The organism is Pseudomonas sp. SB113, assembly GCF_040754745.1.
Lineage (GTDB): Bacteria > Pseudomonadota > Gammaproteobacteria > Pseudomonadales > Pseudomonadaceae > Aquipseudomonas > Aquipseudomonas grimontii.
On sequence record NZ_JBFMHW010000018.1, the window covers coordinates 80,334 to 95,656 of the forward strand.

At 58.4% G+C, this 15,323-nt stretch carries 12 protein-coding genes; 5 read left to right on the forward strand and 7 right to left on the reverse strand.

Annotated features, from left to right (window positions below):
• Positions 1-29: 29 nt before the first annotated feature.
• From rfbD to rfbB, 4 genes are read right to left on the reverse strand one after another with little or no spacing between them, the layout of a single operon-like run.
• Complete coding sequence (rfbD, locus tag AB1462_RS22125; protein WP_367247920.1) at positions 30-911, reverse strand: dTDP-4-dehydrorhamnose reductase; 882 nt, start codon at positions 909-911, stop codon at positions 30-32.
• Entirely contained in the window at positions 908-1,453 is a 546-nt protein-coding gene (rfbC, locus tag AB1462_RS22130) for a dTDP-4-dehydrorhamnose 3,5-epimerase (protein WP_259194609.1), read from the reverse strand. The genes rfbD and rfbC overlap by 4 nt, the downstream gene beginning before the upstream one ends.
• A complete protein-coding gene (rfbA, locus tag AB1462_RS22135) occupies positions 1,450-2,325 on the reverse strand; it encodes a glucose-1-phosphate thymidylyltransferase RfbA (RefSeq protein ID WP_367247921.1) in 876 nt (291 codons plus the stop codon). Before rfbA ends, rfbC begins: the two co-directional genes overlap by 4 nt.
• Positions 2,322-3,404 carry a dTDP-glucose 4,6-dehydratase gene (gene rfbB, locus AB1462_RS22140; protein ID WP_367247922.1) on the reverse strand — a complete coding sequence of 361 codons (1,083 nt, stop codon included), beginning with the start codon at positions 3,402-3,404 and terminating at the stop codon, positions 2,322-2,324. The genes rfbA and rfbB overlap by 4 nt, the downstream gene beginning before the upstream one ends.
• A 146-nt stretch (positions 3,405-3,550) precedes the next feature.
• Between rfbB and AB1462_RS22145 the strand changes: the two genes are divergently transcribed.
• The 3 genes from AB1462_RS22145 to AB1462_RS22155 all read left to right on the forward strand — a co-directional run bounded on the left by AB1462_RS22145 (position 3,551) and on the right by AB1462_RS22155 (position 8,130).
• A complete protein-coding gene (locus AB1462_RS22145; RefSeq protein ID WP_367247923.1) occupies positions 3,551-6,451 on the forward strand; it encodes an aminotransferase in 2,901 nt (966 codons plus the stop codon).
• A gap of 122 nt (positions 6,452-6,573) precedes the next feature.
• Entirely contained in the window at positions 6,574-7,680 is a 1,107-nt protein-coding gene (gene aguA / locus AB1462_RS22150) for an agmatine deiminase (protein WP_090401071.1), read from the forward strand.
• A gap of 234 nt (positions 7,681-7,914) precedes the next feature.
• Positions 7,915-8,130 carry a hypothetical protein gene (locus tag AB1462_RS22155; RefSeq protein ID WP_367247924.1) on the forward strand — a complete coding sequence of 72 codons (216 nt, stop codon included), beginning with the start codon at positions 7,915-7,917 and terminating at the stop codon, positions 8,128-8,130.
• A gap of 199 nt (positions 8,131-8,329) precedes the next feature.
• On the opposite strand, the gene AB1462_RS22160 is transcribed toward AB1462_RS22155, so the two are convergent.
• Complete coding sequence (locus AB1462_RS22160; protein WP_315337642.1) at positions 8,330-10,402, reverse strand: TonB-dependent siderophore receptor; 2,073 nt, start codon at positions 10,400-10,402, stop codon at positions 8,330-8,332.
• Between the two features lie 411 nt (positions 10,403-10,813).
• Here AB1462_RS22160 and AB1462_RS22165 point away from each other — a divergent pair, with 411 nt between their 5' ends.
• Complete coding sequence (locus AB1462_RS22165; RefSeq protein ID WP_259194603.1) at positions 10,814-12,130, forward strand: OprD family porin; 1,317 nt, start codon at positions 10,814-10,816, stop codon at positions 12,128-12,130.
• On the opposite strand, the gene AB1462_RS22170 is transcribed toward AB1462_RS22165, so the two are convergent.
• Together AB1462_RS22170 and AB1462_RS22175 are read right to left on the reverse strand one after the other, a co-directional pair.
• On the reverse strand, positions 12,127-12,306 hold the full coding sequence (locus tag AB1462_RS22170) for a hypothetical protein (protein ID WP_367247925.1): 180 nt from the start codon (positions 12,304-12,306) through the stop codon (positions 12,127-12,129). The two genes, AB1462_RS22165 and AB1462_RS22170, sit on opposite strands and share 4 nt — an antisense overlap.
• Positions 12,307-12,651: 345 nt before the next feature.
• Positions 12,652-12,936, reverse strand: a complete 285-nt coding sequence (locus AB1462_RS22175; protein ID WP_090401066.1) for a DUF3077 domain-containing protein — start codon at positions 12,934-12,936, stop codon at positions 12,652-12,654.
• Between the two features lie 1,046 nt (positions 12,937-13,982).
• On the opposite strand from AB1462_RS22175, the gene AB1462_RS22180 reads away from it, so the two are divergent.
• Positions 13,983-15,320, forward strand: coding sequence for a protein kinase (locus tag AB1462_RS22180; protein WP_103308412.1), 1,338 nt, complete (start codon positions 13,983-13,985; stop codon positions 15,318-15,320).
• Positions 15,321-15,323: the final 3 nt, after the last annotated feature.

Genomic DNA, 15,323 nt, shown 5'->3' on the forward strand with positions numbered 1-15,323 from the left:
GTGCGCCTGTGGGTACAGGCGCATTATGCCTAGTGCTGCCCGGCAAGACACTCGCGCAATGCGTCTTGCCACAAGGGCTGACTGACGTGCCATTGCTGGCGCAGGTGGCTGCAATCGAGGCGTGAGTTCAGCGGGCGCCGGGCGGGCGTCGGGTAGGCGCTGGATGGGATCGCCTCCAGTTCGGCACAGGCACGGCCGCTGGCGCGCAGATGCTCGCCAATCGCTTGGGCAAAGCCGAACCACGACGTTTCACCCTCGGCGGTCAGGTGGTAGATGCCCCAGTTCCCGGCCTCGCCCGCTTGCCAACGCTCGATCAGGGCGAGCGTACTGCCGGCAATGGTCCCGGCCCACGTCGGCGCGCCGATCTGGTCGGCGACGATGCGCAGGTGGGTTTTTTCTTGCAGCAGGCGCTGCATGGTCAGCAGGAAGTTCTTGCCGTGGTTGGAGTAGACCCAGCTGGTGCGCAGGATCAGGTACTGGCCTCCCACGGCGGCAATCGCCTGTTCACCCGCCAGTTTGCTCTGGCCGTAGACGCCCAAGGGGTTGGGCGCGTCAGCTTCGATGTAGGGCGCAGGCTTGCTGCCGTCGAACACGTAGTCGGTGGAATAGTGGATCAACGGGATGCCCAGGGCCTTGGCTTCCTCGGCAAGAATGCCGGGGGCGATGGCGTTGATGGCGAAGGCGGGGTCCGGTTCACTTTCGGCTTGATCGACAGCCGTGTGGGCGGCGGCGTTGATGATCAGGTCGGGGCGATGGGCGCGTACCTGTTGGCGGATGTGCTCGGCGTTGACCAGGTCGAGTTGCTCGCGGCCGAGCACAATCAGTTCGCCCAGCCCCTGAAGCTGCTGTTGCAGCGCCTGGGAGACTTGGCCATGTTGGCCGGTGATTAGGATCTTTAAAGGGGTCGTCATGGGAACAGATCGGCTTCCATCAGCAGTTTTCCAGCCTGGTCCTTGGCGGACAGTTGCGGTGGTTCGCTCAGTTCCCAGTCGATGGCCAGCGTCGGGTCGTTCCACAGAATGCTGCGTTCCGCGCTGGGCTGGTAGTAGTCGGTGGTCTTGTACAAGAACTCGGCGGAGTCGCTCAGCACCACAAACCCATGGGCGAAGCCTTCCGGTACCCACAACTGGCGATGGTTCTGTGCCGACAGGCGCACGCCCACCCATTGCCCGAAGTTCGGCGAGCTGCGGCGAATGTCGACAGCGACATCCAACACTTCACCGGCGGTAACCCGCACCAGTTTGCCCTGGGTGTGCTCCAGTTGGTAATGCAGGCCCCGCAGCACGCCTTTTTGCGAGCGCGAGTGGTTGTCCTGGACAAACTCGCGCTTGAGCCCGGTGGCCTCTGCAAAGGCGCGAGCATTGAAGCTTTCGTAGAAAAAACCACGCTCGTCACCGAACACTTTGGGCTCGATGATCATTACGCCGGGGAGTGAGGTGTCAACGACGTTCACCGGTTGTCTCCAGCCAGGGAATACAGGTATTGGCCATAGCCTGTTTTGCCGAAGTATTTGGCGCGTTCGAGCAGATGGTCGCGGTCGATCCAGCCGTTCCCGTAGGCGATTTCTTCGAGGCACGCCACTTTGAGGCCCTGACGGTGTTCGATGGTCTGCACGTACTGTGAGGCTTCCAGCAAACTGTCGTGGGTGCCGGTATCCAGCCAGGCGAAACCTCGACCGAAGCGCTCCACCTGCAAGTCACCGCGTTTCAAGTAAGCGTTGTTGACGTCGGTGATTTCCAATTCGCCACGGGCGGAGGGTGTGACGGCCTTGGCGATGCTGACCACGTCATTGTCGTAGAAATACAGGCCCGTGACGGCATAGCTTGATTTGGGGGTGGTCGGCTTTTCTTCGATGGACAGGGCGCGGCCTTCGCTGTCGAAGTCGATCACGCCGAAGCGCTGCGGATCCTTGACCCAATAGCCAAATACTGTGGCGCCTTTGCCGCGCTTTACCGCCGCATGTAACTGCTCGCTGAAACGCTGGCCGTGGAAAATATTGTCGCCCAGGATCAGGCACACGGGGTCGTTGCCGATGAACTGTTCGCCAATCAGAAAGGCCTGTGCCAAACCGTCCGGCTGCGGTTGTTCGGCGTAGCTGAAGCTGACGCCAAACTGGCTGCCATCGCCCAGCAGGTTGCGGTATTGCGGTAAGTCCAACGGGGTGGAGATCACCAGGATTTCTTTGATGCCTGCCAGCATCAGCACCGAGATCGGGTAGTAAATCATCGGCTTGTCATACACCGGTAGAAGTTGCTTGGACACGCCCAGGGTGATGGGGTGCAAGCGGGAGCCGGAGCCACCGGCCAATACGATTCCTTTCATCATGCAATCAGATCCCTCGTGTCGGTATTGCCTAAGCGTTGACCCTGATAACTGCCGTCCTGGACCCTGCGGCACCATTCCAGGTTATCGAGGTACCACTGCACGGTTTTGCGCAGCCCGGTTTCAAAGGTTTCTTCGGGTGCCCAGCCCAGTTCGCGTTCGATCTTGCTGGCATCGATTGCGTAGCGTTGGTCGTGGCCTGGGCGGTCCTTAACGAACGTGATCAGGTCGGTGTATTGCTCCACCCCGTGGGGATGTTGCGGGGCCAGTTCCTCCAGCAGGGTGCAGATGCTGCGCACCACGTCGATGTTCTTCTGTTCGTTGTGGCCGCCGATATTGTAGGTCTCGCCGACCACGCCTTGTGTCACGACGGTGAGCAGTGCCCGCGCATGGTCTTCGACAAACAACCAGTCGCGAACTTGCAGACCATCACCATAGACTGGCAATGACTTGCCTGCGAGGGCGTTGAGGATGACCAGCGGGATCAACTTCTCGGGGAAGTGGAAGGGGCCGTAGTTGTTGGAACAGTTGGTCAGTAGCACGGGCAGGCCGTACGTGCGTTGCCAGGCGCGCACCAGGTGGTCGGACGCGGCTTTGCTGGCCGAGTAGGGCGAGCTGGGCGCGTAGGGCGTGGTTTCGCTGAACAAGTCGTCCACGCCGTGTAGATCGCCGTAGACTTCGTCAGTGGAGATATGGTGGAAGCGAAATGCGCGCTTGTCTGGCTCGGCGAGTGTTTGCCAATAGCCACGGGCGGCCTCCAGCAGGCTGTAAGTGCCGACGATATTGGTCTGGATAAAATCCGACGGGCCGTCAATCGAACGGTCGACATGGGATTCGGCGGCGAGGTGCATGATCGCGTGGGGCTCGAAGCGCGCGAGCACTGCGCTGACGGTGGCCTGGTCGACAATATCGGCTTGAACGAACTCATAACGGCTATTGGACGCGATGCTGACCAGCGACTCCAGGTTGCCGGCGTAGGTGAGTTTGTCCAGGTTGAGCACCTCGTGCCCGGTGTGCTGAATCAGATGACGTATCAAGGCAGAACCGATAAAACCGGCGCCACCGGTAATGAGAATGCGCATGTCGGGGGCCCTTTCCTTAGACGTACGTTTAGCGAGTGCAGCATAGCCTGTGTTGTGGCGCCGGGCAGTGCGGCATGTGTGTGGGGGTTGCGTAAAGCCCCTGAAAAATGGCGATATACACCTCTAAAAAATCGAGGCCATCCCCCATGCTGCTCGCTACGTTGATCCACCGCGCCAGTCTACCCTGCCCGCAAGTAGGCCCCGACCAGGCGGCTCAACTTCTCATGCAGCATTACGGGCTTACCGGCGCGTTGCAGTCACTGGGCAGCCAGCAGGATCTCAATTACAAAGTCGACAGCACTCGCGGCCGGTTTGTTCTGAAAATCTGCCGGGGCGATTATGCCGCGATTGAGCTGCAGGCCCAGCACGCGGCCCTCAACACACTGCAGGCCGTGCGCGTGCCCAAGGTCATCAAGGCCCTGAGCGGTGAAGAGCTGCTGACCGTGACGGTCGACGAGCAGCCCCTGCACCTGCGGTTGCTGGACTACATCGACGGCCAGCCGTTGACCCATCTGCCGCATTTGGGGCGCGACGTCATCGCAGGCTTCGGAGACCTGTGCGGGCGCATGAGCCTGGCGCTGGCTGACTTCTCCCACCCTGGACTGGACCGCACCCTGCAATGGGACCCGCGCCATGCCAGGGAACTGATCACCCATTTGTTGGCCACCCTGGAAAATCTGCCCCACCGCGCCGCACTGGAGCAGGCGGCCGAGCAGGTTGAAGCGCGCATTCGCCCCCTGGCCGACCGCTTGCCCTGGCAAGCGGTGCACATGGACATCACCGATGACAACGTGGTCTGGCAGCGCGATGCGCAACGGCACTGGCAACTGCAAGGCGTTATCGATTTCGGCGACCTGGTGAACACCTGGCGGATTGCCGACCTGTCGGTGACCTGCGCTGCGCTGTTGCACCATGCGCAGGGCGACCCCTTTGCCATCCTGCCAGCGGTCCAGGCCTGCCACGCCGTGACCCCGCTGCAGCGCGAGGAGTTGCAGGCGTTGTGGCCGTTGATCGTCGCCCGCGCAGCAGTGTTGGTGCTGAGCAGCGAACAGCAGCAACGCCTGGATCCGCACAACACTTACCTGTTGAAAAACGCCGAACACGAGTGGGAAATTTTCCATGTGGCCACCTCGGTGCCGTTTGAACTGATGGAGGCGGCGATTCTCAGCAGTGTCGGTGAGACGCTGCCGTCGGTGGCCAGTCAGGACTTCGCGCCCTTGCTACCCGGCCTGGTGGGGCGGGAGTTCGCGCTGATCGACCTGGGCGTGCTCAGTCCGCATTTCGAAGCCGGCAACTGGGAGCTGCCCGGCATTGACCGGCATCTGCTGGATCAGGCGGCGGCGGTGCATGGGCTGGCGGCGAGTCGTTATGGCCAATATCGGCTGTCGCGTACGTGCCCGGACAGCGCCACCGAACCGCACACCTTCCCACTCCACGTGGAGCTGCATTTGCCCCATGGCACGGTGTTGGAGGCACCTTTTGCCGGCACGCTGCATCAGGACACCGACGGCCTTGTGAGCGTGCAAGGGGTCGAGCTGAGCGTGCGGTTGTGGGGCGTGAACACCCGGTTAAAGCCCGGTTCATTGTTGGTGAAAGGGCAGGTTCTCGGTGAGGTCCATGGGCCGCTGACCGTGCAACTGTGTCGTGCCGACCTCGAACCGCCACTGTTTTGCACACCGTCCCGGGCATCGGCCTGGCAAGCCTTATGTCCATCGCCTGCGGCATTACTGGGGCTGGCCTGCGATGCCGAACCGGAACTCGATCCCCACGCCCTGCTGGCCCGGCGTGACGCCAGTTTCGCCCGCTCGCAGAAACACTATTACGTCGACCCGCCACGCATCGAACGCGGCTGGCGCAACCACCTGATCGATATGCAGGGCCGCTCTTACCTGGACATGCTCAATAACGTCGCCGTGCTGGGCCATGGCCACCCGCGCATGGCGGCGGTGGTGGCGCGGCAATGGTCGCTGCTCAATACCAACTCGCGGTTTCACTATGCGGCTATTGCCGAGTTTTCCGAGCGTTTGCTGGCGCTGGCGCCGGCGGGTATGGATCGGGTGTTCCTGGTCAACAGCGGCACCGAGGCCAACGATTTGGCCATCCGCCTGGCGTGGGCCTACAGCGGCGGGCGCGACATGCTCAGTGTGCTGGAGGCTTACCATGGCTGGTCGGTGGCGGCGGATGCGGTGTCCACCTCGATTGCCGACAACCCCCAGGCCTTGAGCAGCCGCCCGGAATGGGTCCACCCGGTCACCGCGCCGAACACCTATCGCGGTGAGTTCCGCGGGCAGGACAGTGCGCCGGACTACGTACGAAGCGTGGAACATAACCTGGCGAAAATCGCTGCGAGCAAGCGCCAATTGGCCGGGTTTATCTGTGAGCCGGTGTATGGCAACGCCGGCGGTATCTCCCTGCCGCCGGGTTACTTGCAGCAGGTGTACGGGTTGGTACGTGCCCAGGGCGGCGTGTGCATCGCCGATGAAGTGCAGGTCGGCTACGGCCGCATGGGGCATTTCTTCTGGGGCTTTGAAGAGCAGGGCGTGGTGCCCGACATCATCACCATGGCCAAGGGCATGGGCAACGGCCAGCCACTCGGCGCGGTGATCACCCGTCGCGACATCGCCGAGGCATTGGAGGCCGAGGGGTATTTCTTCTCATCGTCAGGGGGCAGCCCGGTGAGTTGCCGGATCGGCATGGCGGTGCTGGATGTGATGGAAGAAGAAAAACTGTGGGAAAACGCCCAAGTGGTCGGCGGGCATTTCAAGGCGCGGTTGGAAGCCCTGATCGACCGTCATCCCCTGGTGGGTGCGGTTCACGGTTCCGGTTTTTATCTGGGCCTGGAGCTGGTGCGTGACCGGCAAACCCTGGAGCCCGCCACCGAAGAGACCACCCTGTTGTGTGATCGATTGCGGGAGTTGGGGATTTTCATGCAGCCGACTGGCGATTATTTGAACATCCTCAAGATCAAGCCGCCGATGGTAACGTCCAGGCGCAGTGTGGACTTCTTTGTCGACATGCTGTCGAAGGTGCTGGATGAGCAGTTGTAAATAATCGATTGTTATCGGTTATTGGCTGTCATATTTTTCAGCTAGCCTGTTTGTTCGCTTTTAAAGCCGATTTTTATCCGTTATAAAGTCGGCCTTTACCCCCATTCGGAGTCCTGATCGCCATGACCACCCTGCACAGCACCCCCCGCGCCGATGGCTTCCACATGCCCGCCGAATGGGCGCCACAGACCCAAACCTGGATGGTCTGGCCCGAGCGCCCGGACAACTGGCGCCTGGGCGGCAAGCCCGCGCAGGCCGCTCACGTGGCCGTGGCCAAGGCCATCGCACGGTTTGAGCCGGTGACGGTGGCGGTTTCTGCCGGCCAGTACGAAAACGCCCGCGCCCGTCTGGATGTGCCGAATATTCGTGTGGTGGAAATGTCCAGCGATGACGCCTGGGTACGCGATACCGGCCCGACTTTCGTGATCAACGACCGTGGCGAAGTGCGCGGCGTGAACTGGGATTTCAACGCCTGGGGCGGCTTTGACGGTGGCCTGTACTCGCCGTGGAACCGTGACTCGCAGGTGGGCGGCAAGATCCTCGAAATCGAGCGCGCACCGCGTTACCGCACGGAAGGCTTTGTGCTGGAAGGTGGCTCGATCCACGTCGACGGCGAAGGCACCCTGATCACCACCGAAGAATGCCTGCTCAACCGCAACCGTAATCCGCACCTCGACCGTGCCGAAATTGAAGCGGTGCTCAGCGCCAACCTGGCTGTGGATAAGATCATTTGGCTGCCAGATGGCCTGTTCAACGACGAAACCGACGGCCATGTGGATAACTTCTGCTGCTACGTGCGGCCGGGCGAAGTGTTGCTGGCCTGGACCGACGATCCGCAAGACCCTAACTACACGCGTTGCCACGCCGCCATGGACGTCCTGCAAAGCAGCACCGACGCCCAGGGGCGCTCGTTCACAGTGCATAAAATGCCGATCCCGGGGCCGTTGTATGCCACTGAGGAAGAGTGCGCAGGGGTCGATCCGGTAGACGGCACACAGGAACGTAATCCGACCGTGCGGTTGGCGGGTTCCTACGTCAACTTCCTGATCGTCAACGGCGGCATCATCGCGCCCAGTTTCGACGACCCGTTGGACGCTGAAGCCAAGGCCATCCTGCAGAACCTGTTCCCGCAGCACGAAGTGGTGATGGTGCCGGGCCGTGAACTGTTACTGGGTGGCGGGAATATCCACTGCCTGACCCAACAACAGCCGGCCCCGCATAAAAACTGAGTGCAGTTGTAACAACGCCTTTCCTGCAAACCAGCGCTACTCAGTTTTAGCCTCTACAGCAAGCCCACGACCCAGCACGGTCGTGGGCTTTTTTGTGTCCGTACACCTATAAACACGCGACATTGGCATAGCTCTTGTATCGGTGTTGCGACAGTAACCCAGGGTGATGACTGCACCGTTCTGTCATAAACCTTGAGTAAGTTAGCCGCTCACGCAGTAGGAGAGAGCGCCGAAATGAATGCCAATATCAACCCGATGTACACGCGCACCTTCCACCCTTTGCGGGTTGACAGTGATGCGATCCATGCGCTGGGGCTTTGGTTGAAGGAAAACGGCTCGCGCCAGGCCAGGCAGCGGCCGGATTTGCGCAGTGTGATGAGCGAACGCTACCCGGTGGGGTTGTTCAGCGAAGATGAATTGCACGCGTTGTGTGAGTTGATTGAAAACTGAACAATCACCTCTGACGTCGTAGATACCGTCTTATCCAACACCGCGTAAATCCGTAGCAGCTGCCGAGCGCAAGCGAGGCTGCGTAGGCCGCGGCTCGATTCTGAATTGGGGCAGCGCGCCTGACGCAGCCTCGCTTGCGCTCGGCAGCTGCTACGGGGGGCGTGGTGTTGTTTGAGACTGCCTCTACGGGTTTATCGAGTTAGAAGCTGTAGGTCCCTGTCACCACCAGGTTACGCGGCTCGCCCGGCTGAATCTGCGCCACGCTGGTCGCCGATTCGTAGTAGGTCTTGTCGGCGATGTTGTTCAGCGCCGCGCGCACGTCCCATTCTTTCTGCCGGAAGCCGACCAACGCGTCCCAACTGCCATAACCCGGCAGCACCACGGTGTTGAGGCTGTCGGCGTAACGGTCGCCCACCAGCGTCAAGCCGGTTTCCGCGTACCAGCCCATCTCCGGTTTCCAGGTGACAAACAGGCTTGCATTGCGCTTGGCCACGTCGCTGACGCGCTTGCCTTCAAAGCCGTTGTTGTCCTTCTCGACCTTGGCGTCCTGCAGGCCGACACCACCGCGTACGTACCAGTTGCCGACGATCTTGCCGGTGGCCGTCAGCTCCACGCCGCGCGAGCGCTGCAGGCCGCTGAGCAGGGTAATGGTGCGGTCCAGCGGGTCGCTGGTGCGGCGGTTGTAGAGTTCCAGTTCGTACACCGCCAGGGTGGTGCTCAGGCGGTCGTCGAGCCAGTCGCTTTTCACGCCGATCTCTTTTTGCTTGGTCAGCTCGGGGCTCAGGTCGTTGACGCTGCCGGCGGCGTTCGGGGTGATGCCGATCAGGCCGCCACCCGCCGGGGAGAAAGTCTTGCTCCACGAGGCATAGAACGAGTGGTGTTCCAGGGGCGTCCACACCAGGCCAAAGCGCGGGCTGGTGCTGTGGCTTTTGACGTCTTGTTGGGTATTGAGCAGTTTGTTTTTGGTGTCCACTTCGAAACGGTCGTAACGCAGGCCGGCCAGCACTTGCCACTGATCGTTCAGGCGCAGTTGGTCTTGCACATACAGGGCGCGGCTTTCGACTTCGGTGTGGTTGTTACTTGATACGCTCATGCGCCCGGTGTGGCTCAGGCGACGGTTGGGCTGGTTGAGGTCCAGGGCTGGCACGGCCGAGGCGGGGGCGGTGTACAGCTTTGGATCGCGGCGCTGGCTGCCCAGCTCCACGCCGGTGAGCAGGCGGTGTTCGAGGCCGAAGGTGCTGAAGCCACCTTCGAGCTCGACGTTGTTGAAGACGTTGAGGGTGGTCAGGTCTTGCTGCCAGCGTTGGCGCGTCACCCGATTGGTCGAGGCAACGTAGGCGGTCTGGTAAGTGTTGTCGAAATCGCTGTCGAGCTTGAACACGCCCAGGGTCTGGCGCAGTTGCCAGTTGTCGTTGAGTTCGTAGGCCAGCTTGGAGCGCAGTGACTGGCTTTTGTCGTCGATGTAATCGCGGCTGTCGCCGTAGGTGGTGCTGCGACTGACGTCGGCGGGGCGGCCGTTGACGCCGGGGATGCCGCGATCCGGCGTGCGGTTGTAGCGGCTGTACTCGTATTGCACCAGCCAGTTCAGGTCCGGCGTGAGCTGCCAGCTCATGGACGGCGCGAACAGTTGGCGATTGCCGCTGACGCCGTCGCGGAAGCTGTTGTTGTCCTGGTTGCCCATGTTCAGGCGCAGGCTGATGTTATCGGTGGGGTCGGTGCTCAGGTCGGCATACACACTGCGCAAATCGTTGCTGCCGCCCTGGGCTTCGATGCTCGACTTATGCCCGGCCGTTGGCAGTTTGCTCACGCGGTTGACGATCCCACCCTGGCCGCCGCGCCCGTACAGCACGGCGGCCGGCCCTTTGAGCACTTCGATACGCTCGATGTTGTGCAGGTCGCGTACGTACTGGCTGTCGTCGCGAATGCCATCGAGGTAGAAGTCATTGCTCGCGTCGAAGCCTCGGATGCGCAAACTGTCGAAGCGCGTGTCCGCACCACTGCTCACGTTGGGGATGCCGCTCAACGCCCGGCCCAGGTCGTTGGTGCCGTAGGCGCGCAGGCTTTCGGTCTTCACCGAGTCGATGGCCTGGGGCACATAACGCACGGGTGTGGCAGTGCGGGTAGCGGTGCTGGTTTCCTTGACGCGCGGGTCGTCTTCGTCAGCTTCGGCGCTGATCGAAGTTTCGGGCAAGGTGGTGGCCGCACAGGCAAAACCGGCAGACAGCAGAACAGAAAGCCCAAGGGTCATGGGCGTCAGGCGAAGGGCAGGCATGGTGGAATGCATCCAAAGTGTTTGGCAGGAAAAAAGCGCGCTAATGGTAATGCTTTGCATTTGCGAGCGTTATCCATTACCAAACGTGTCGGCTTTGAAATTTGTTACGAAATGTGTTTTTGAGGTCGCTAAACACAGGATTAGGTCGTTTTCAGAAAGGCCGTAGGCCATTGCTTAGAATTATTTCGCCTAAATACAGACGATTCACGAAATTGACACATAGTTCAACGCGCGACTAGGATTGCGCCCAACGCCTGTGGCTAACAGCCATGACTCATCCAATAAGAAAAGGCCCGCGGCATGTTCAGTCGTCCGCGGGCCTTTTTTTTTTGGAGAAAGTCGACACCAGAAAAGCGACATGGAGCCCGGTGTCATAGCGCGTACTCAACCCGTAATAAGGAATACAAAAAAATGTTGAAGCAACGGATGAGTCTGATCGCTCTGGGGATTTTGAGCGCATCGACAGCAATGGCAAACGACCAGGAGCAATCCAAGGGTTTCGTTGAAGACAGCCATCTGAACATCGCAGCACGTAACGCCTACATCAGCCGCGACTACAAAAACGGCAAGCAAGACAAAGCCGAGTGGGGCCAGGGCTTCATCGGCAAGTTCGAGTCCGGCTTTACCCAAGGCACCGTCGGTGTGGGTGTGGACGTGATCGGTCAATATGCGATTCGTCTGGACGGTGGCCAAGGTCGCGCCGGTGCGGGCGGTATCGACTTCTTCAAGCAGGGTAATGGCACCACCAACCCTGATGGCACGGCAAACCCTGGCTCGGCACCCCACGACCTGGCCAAAGGTGGCGCAGCCGTCAAGTTCCGCGTCTCCAACACGGTGCTCAAGTACGGTGATCAGTTCCCTAACGTTCCGGTCCTGGCCTACGACAATTCCCGTCTGCTGTCCGAAACGTTCACGGGTACGTCGATCGTCTCCAAAGAAATCGCCGGCCTGCAACTCGACGCCGGTCACTTCACCAAGGAAGCTCGCAAGAGCGCCGAAGGCACCGACAGCGGCCGTCTGAAAAGCATCGACTACGTCGGTGGTAGCTACAAATTCACCGAAAACCTGTCGGCCGCGCTGTACGCCTCCGACATGCAAGACGTGCTGAAGAAGCAATACGTCAACGTCAACTACGTACTGGTGCTGCCAGAGAAACAGTCGCTGACCTTTGACTTCAACGGCTACAAAACCAAGCTGGACAAGAGCTTCGCCCTGGAAAACCAAGGCAGCGAAGACGCTCGCGACAACAAGATCTGGAGCCTGGGCGCCACGTGGGCTGTTGGCCCGCACAGCTTCACCGTCGCTCACCAGCGCAGCACCGGCGACACCGGCTACCTGTACGGCGGCTACCGCAACGCTGGCGGCATCGGCGACGGCGGCAACACCATCCTGCTGGCCAACTCCTACTGGTCCGACTTCAACGGCAAGGACGAGCGCTCCTGGCAAGCCGGCTACGGCCTGGACTTCAGCACCTTCGGCGTGCCTGGCCTGACCTACAACGTTGCCTACGTTCGTGGTACCAACATTGACGATGGTTCCAACCGTGGCAATGGCACCGAGCGTGAAATCTTCAACCAGTTCAAATACGTCGTGCAGAGCGGTCCGGCCAAAGACCTGAGCCTGCGTGCGCGTGCGTCCTGGTTGCGCGTTTCCAGCAATGCCGACAAGTACAACGTCGGCGGTAACGAAATCCGTCTGTTCGCCGACTACCCGATCAACGTTTTCTAATTGATCGCGCGTAGCGCCTGATTCCAGGCGATAAAAACCCCCGGCTGGTTCGGGGTTTTTTTATGGGCGTGGATCGCACGGTTCACTCCGTGGCCGGTAGGCAGTTCGGCTTCGATTTTTTCCGGACGCGAGAGGGCTGTCTGCACGCTGAATTTTTCATTGATCAGGTCGACCATCGCAGGGGTGGCTTCGTCAGCCCGCTGACGCTCCCAGCCACCGAGGGCGGCCAGCAACAGCGGGAAAACGACCCGCAGTCAGATCAGTTTCAGAGCGTTCATGAGTCTGCTCACGACGCGGGTAGGTGGGTTATACCGAAAAAAGCGCCCCAGGCCGAGGCGCTTAAAGTTGGCAGCTAACCACCGTCTTACCCAACACCACGCACATCCGTAGCAGCTGCCGAGCGCAAGCGAGGCTGCGTTGCGGTGTATCAGGCAGCCCGCAAACGCAGCCTCGCTTGCGCTCGACAGCTGCCACGCGGGGCCGATTAAAACCGCGACGACCCCCAACCACCATAGCCCTTCCTATAGCTCGGTATTCCCAGGCGACTCCAACACCTTCACCACATCATCAATCACCGCCTTGCTCATCTCCTGCAAATAATGCGACGCCCAGGCATAACGGTCCGTCTCCTTGGTCATCGCTGCATCTTCGGCGAGCAGCTTGGCAACGTGGAGCAAGTCGGAAACGTGATGCAAGGCTTCATGCAGGGAAACACCGCTGTTGACGCGGAACAGAGGTTGGTCGGAGTGAAAGGAGAACGGGGTGACGCCGAGGGTGGTTAACGCAGAGGGATGTGTAGCGGTCATCGGTAAAACTCCCATATCGAGTGAGAGCTACCACGTTCGTTCTCAGGCGAATGGGTGGCAGCTGTGCGCAGGCTGAGAAACCGGAGATACAGGAACCCGGCAGACCCGAAGGTCTCCCACGCACAGCCGCCATTGCACGAATTTTCAGGCGAAAAAAAAACGCCTTCAAAATCGGGTGTTGGGGGCGCTTTGTGCGCCTGCATCTTGCCGGGTTCTCAGGCCCGATCGCTGAATTGGCAGCGACGGGGGGAGGTTAGCGTGGTGAGCGGTGAGGATCAATCGGGAAAATGGATTGGTTGATTTTTCAGCTCTTCCTGAAAGGTTGCGACTAGGCGTTGATGCCATTATTTGTTTTATGAATACGCCGTAATTATTGGCTACCCATAATTCAGCATAAAGGATGAAATCTGGAGTTTTGGCCCGAAAAGAGGTGATTCAACAGGAAGGGGGGTGAGGCGGGAAAGGGTTGATCGAGGATGAATATCCCAGAAACAACAAAGCCCCTGCATTTCTGCAGGGGCTTCGTCTTATATGGTGCCGGCACCAGACGAACGGTAGTGGTCGGCGGGGCTAGGTTTTCTGCGGGTCTGGAATTCGGTGGAAAATTTGGCGTACCCCGATAGGTAACTATAAATAAATCAGCTAGTTATGGAGGTCAGTGGAATCGAACTCGGGCGCTTACGTACCTATCCTCCAGGGCAATCTGGCTATTGATCGACACCTAAAGCTTCCCTCAAATCTACTGTGCGAAGCACTCTTTAATACTTTGTCCTATGGACGCGATAAATGTCCCTTCTATGTGCGTTGTAGGATGCATCTTAAATGAAACGCTGATTAGGCAGCGGATAATGCGGCTACCTTTTTCAGTCATTCGCAGCTTAGAAGCACGTACGTAATCTGTTTCGGTTGAAGCGTGCCAAGGCCTAATGGATTCGTGTAGATTCGTGTCTAGTGGTACCCGTTGAGTGCGAGCAGGGAGCAGAGGGTGTCAATGATTGAGTACCCGATGCACCGCTGAATTGTAAACACCAGTCGAAGGTGAATGTATGGATGCTGTAAAGGCCGCGCAATGGGAAAAAGATTTCGCCGGGAAGATTATTGGGAACTGGTGTGTAGGGGCACTTATAGATAACGGAAAATCTGCTGCCGTATTTGAAGCGTTTGCAGATGACGGCCAGAAGGTTGCGTTGAAGATATTCGATGATGAGTTAATTCAACGTTATGGAGATCGGGTTCAACTGGCTCGAATTGAGAGAGAGTTGCAGTTGGTTGGTGTGCATCATCCTAATATGGTAGCGGTGATAGGCGGCGGCTTCGATCACGAATCATGTAATCATTATTTGGTCATGGAATATTTGTCAGGGGAGAATTTAAAGCGAGTTCTCGATAAGGTACCACTTGATAAAGTACCTACTTTGATAAGCCAGCTTGCAAGCGCTGCTCAGTTTCTAGAAAGTCGGAATTTAGTTCATCGGGACATAAAGCCTGAAAATATTGTTTTGCTTGATGATTATAGCCGACTGGTGTTGCTTGACTTTGGTGTTATTAAAGTGGTGGGTGAGGCCGGCTTAACTGATGGTGATGGTATTCAGCAGTTTGTTGGAACTTTACAATATAGCTCGCCAGAGTTTTTGTTAAGAAATGAATCTCACGATATAGCGGGGTGGCGAGCACTCACTTTCTATCAGATAGGCGGAGTAATGCATGACCTGATCATGCGTCGGAGGCTGTTTGAGGAAAGTACTATTCCATATGCGCGGCTTGTTAACGCGGTCCAAAACGAAGTTCCTGTCATCGAGGGACCTGAAACCCTCCATCGATTAATACACGTCGCAAGATGTTGCCTTTTAAAGAAGCCAGAGTTAAGGCTGGGATGCTTGACTTGGGAAGACTTTTCTCTCGAAAAGCTTTTTCCGGCTGAAGGAGTATCTGCAAAACAGAAGGTCCTAGATAGGTTGTCTTTCAAACGCGCTCAGGGATTGGAACGAAGAGAGCAGCGAGCCGAAACGGAGGCGGATAAAAATTTCTTTTTTGGTGAGGCAAAAGATTTTATATCGGTAGGTATTAGAAATATAAGAGCGGATGTGTTACCTCCGGTTAGTTTTTTGGGTAATAAAAAATGCTCTAGATGTATTGTTGTAAAGTTCGCCGCTAGCTCAGACTTCGGGTTGGATGATGGGTTGGTTTTTGTCGTCCATATCTTGATCAGAGATGCAGTAGAGAGAGCTCTCACGTTATCTTTTGAAGGTTTTCGTGATGCGATTCCTGGAGGCATAGATTGTTCTGGATTCGAAGATTTTTATGACGGTGTTTTTGACGCTGGCGGAGTTATGAGTGCGTTAGAGGATGCGCTATTTAAGTGCGTTGATAAATTTCAGGAATAAATA

What these genes read in the sequence shown, in the direction of transcription:
- rfbD (WP_367247920.1), bottom strand. Translation starts at nt 911, where the DNA reads ATGACGACCCCTTTAAAGATCCTAATCACCGGCCAACATGGCCAAGTC.
- rfbA (WP_367247921.1), bottom strand. Translation starts at nt 2,325, where the DNA reads ATGATGAAAGGAATCGTATTGGCCGGTGGCTCCGGCTCCCGCTTGCAC.
- rfbB (WP_367247922.1), bottom strand. Translation starts at nt 3,404, where the DNA reads ATGCGCATTCTCATTACCGGTGGCGCCGGTTTTATCGGTTCTGCCTTG.
- AB1462_RS22145 (WP_367247923.1), top strand. Translation starts at nt 3,551, where the DNA reads ATGCTGCTCGCTACGTTGATCCACCGCGCCAGTCTACCCTGCCCGCAA.
- aguA (WP_090401071.1), top strand. Translation starts at nt 6,574, where the DNA reads ATGACCACCCTGCACAGCACCCCCCGCGCCGATGGCTTCCACATGCCC.
- AB1462_RS22155 (WP_367247924.1), top strand. Translation starts at nt 7,915, where the DNA reads ATGAATGCCAATATCAACCCGATGTACACGCGCACCTTCCACCCTTTG.
- AB1462_RS22160 (WP_315337642.1), bottom strand. Translation starts at nt 10,402, where the DNA reads ATGCCTGCCCTTCGCCTGACGCCCATGACCCTTGGGCTTTCTGTTCTG.
- AB1462_RS22165 (WP_259194603.1), top strand. Translation starts at nt 10,814, where the DNA reads ATGTTGAAGCAACGGATGAGTCTGATCGCTCTGGGGATTTTGAGCGCA.
- AB1462_RS22170 (WP_367247925.1), bottom strand. Translation starts at nt 12,306, where the DNA reads ATGGTCGACCTGATCAATGAAAAATTCAGCGTGCAGACAGCCCTCTCG.
- AB1462_RS22175 (WP_090401066.1), bottom strand. Translation starts at nt 12,936, where the DNA reads ATGACCGCTACACATCCCTCTGCGTTAACCACCCTCGGCGTCACCCCG.
- AB1462_RS22180 (WP_103308412.1), top strand. Translation starts at nt 13,983, where the DNA reads ATGGATGCTGTAAAGGCCGCGCAATGGGAAAAAGATTTCGCCGGGAAG.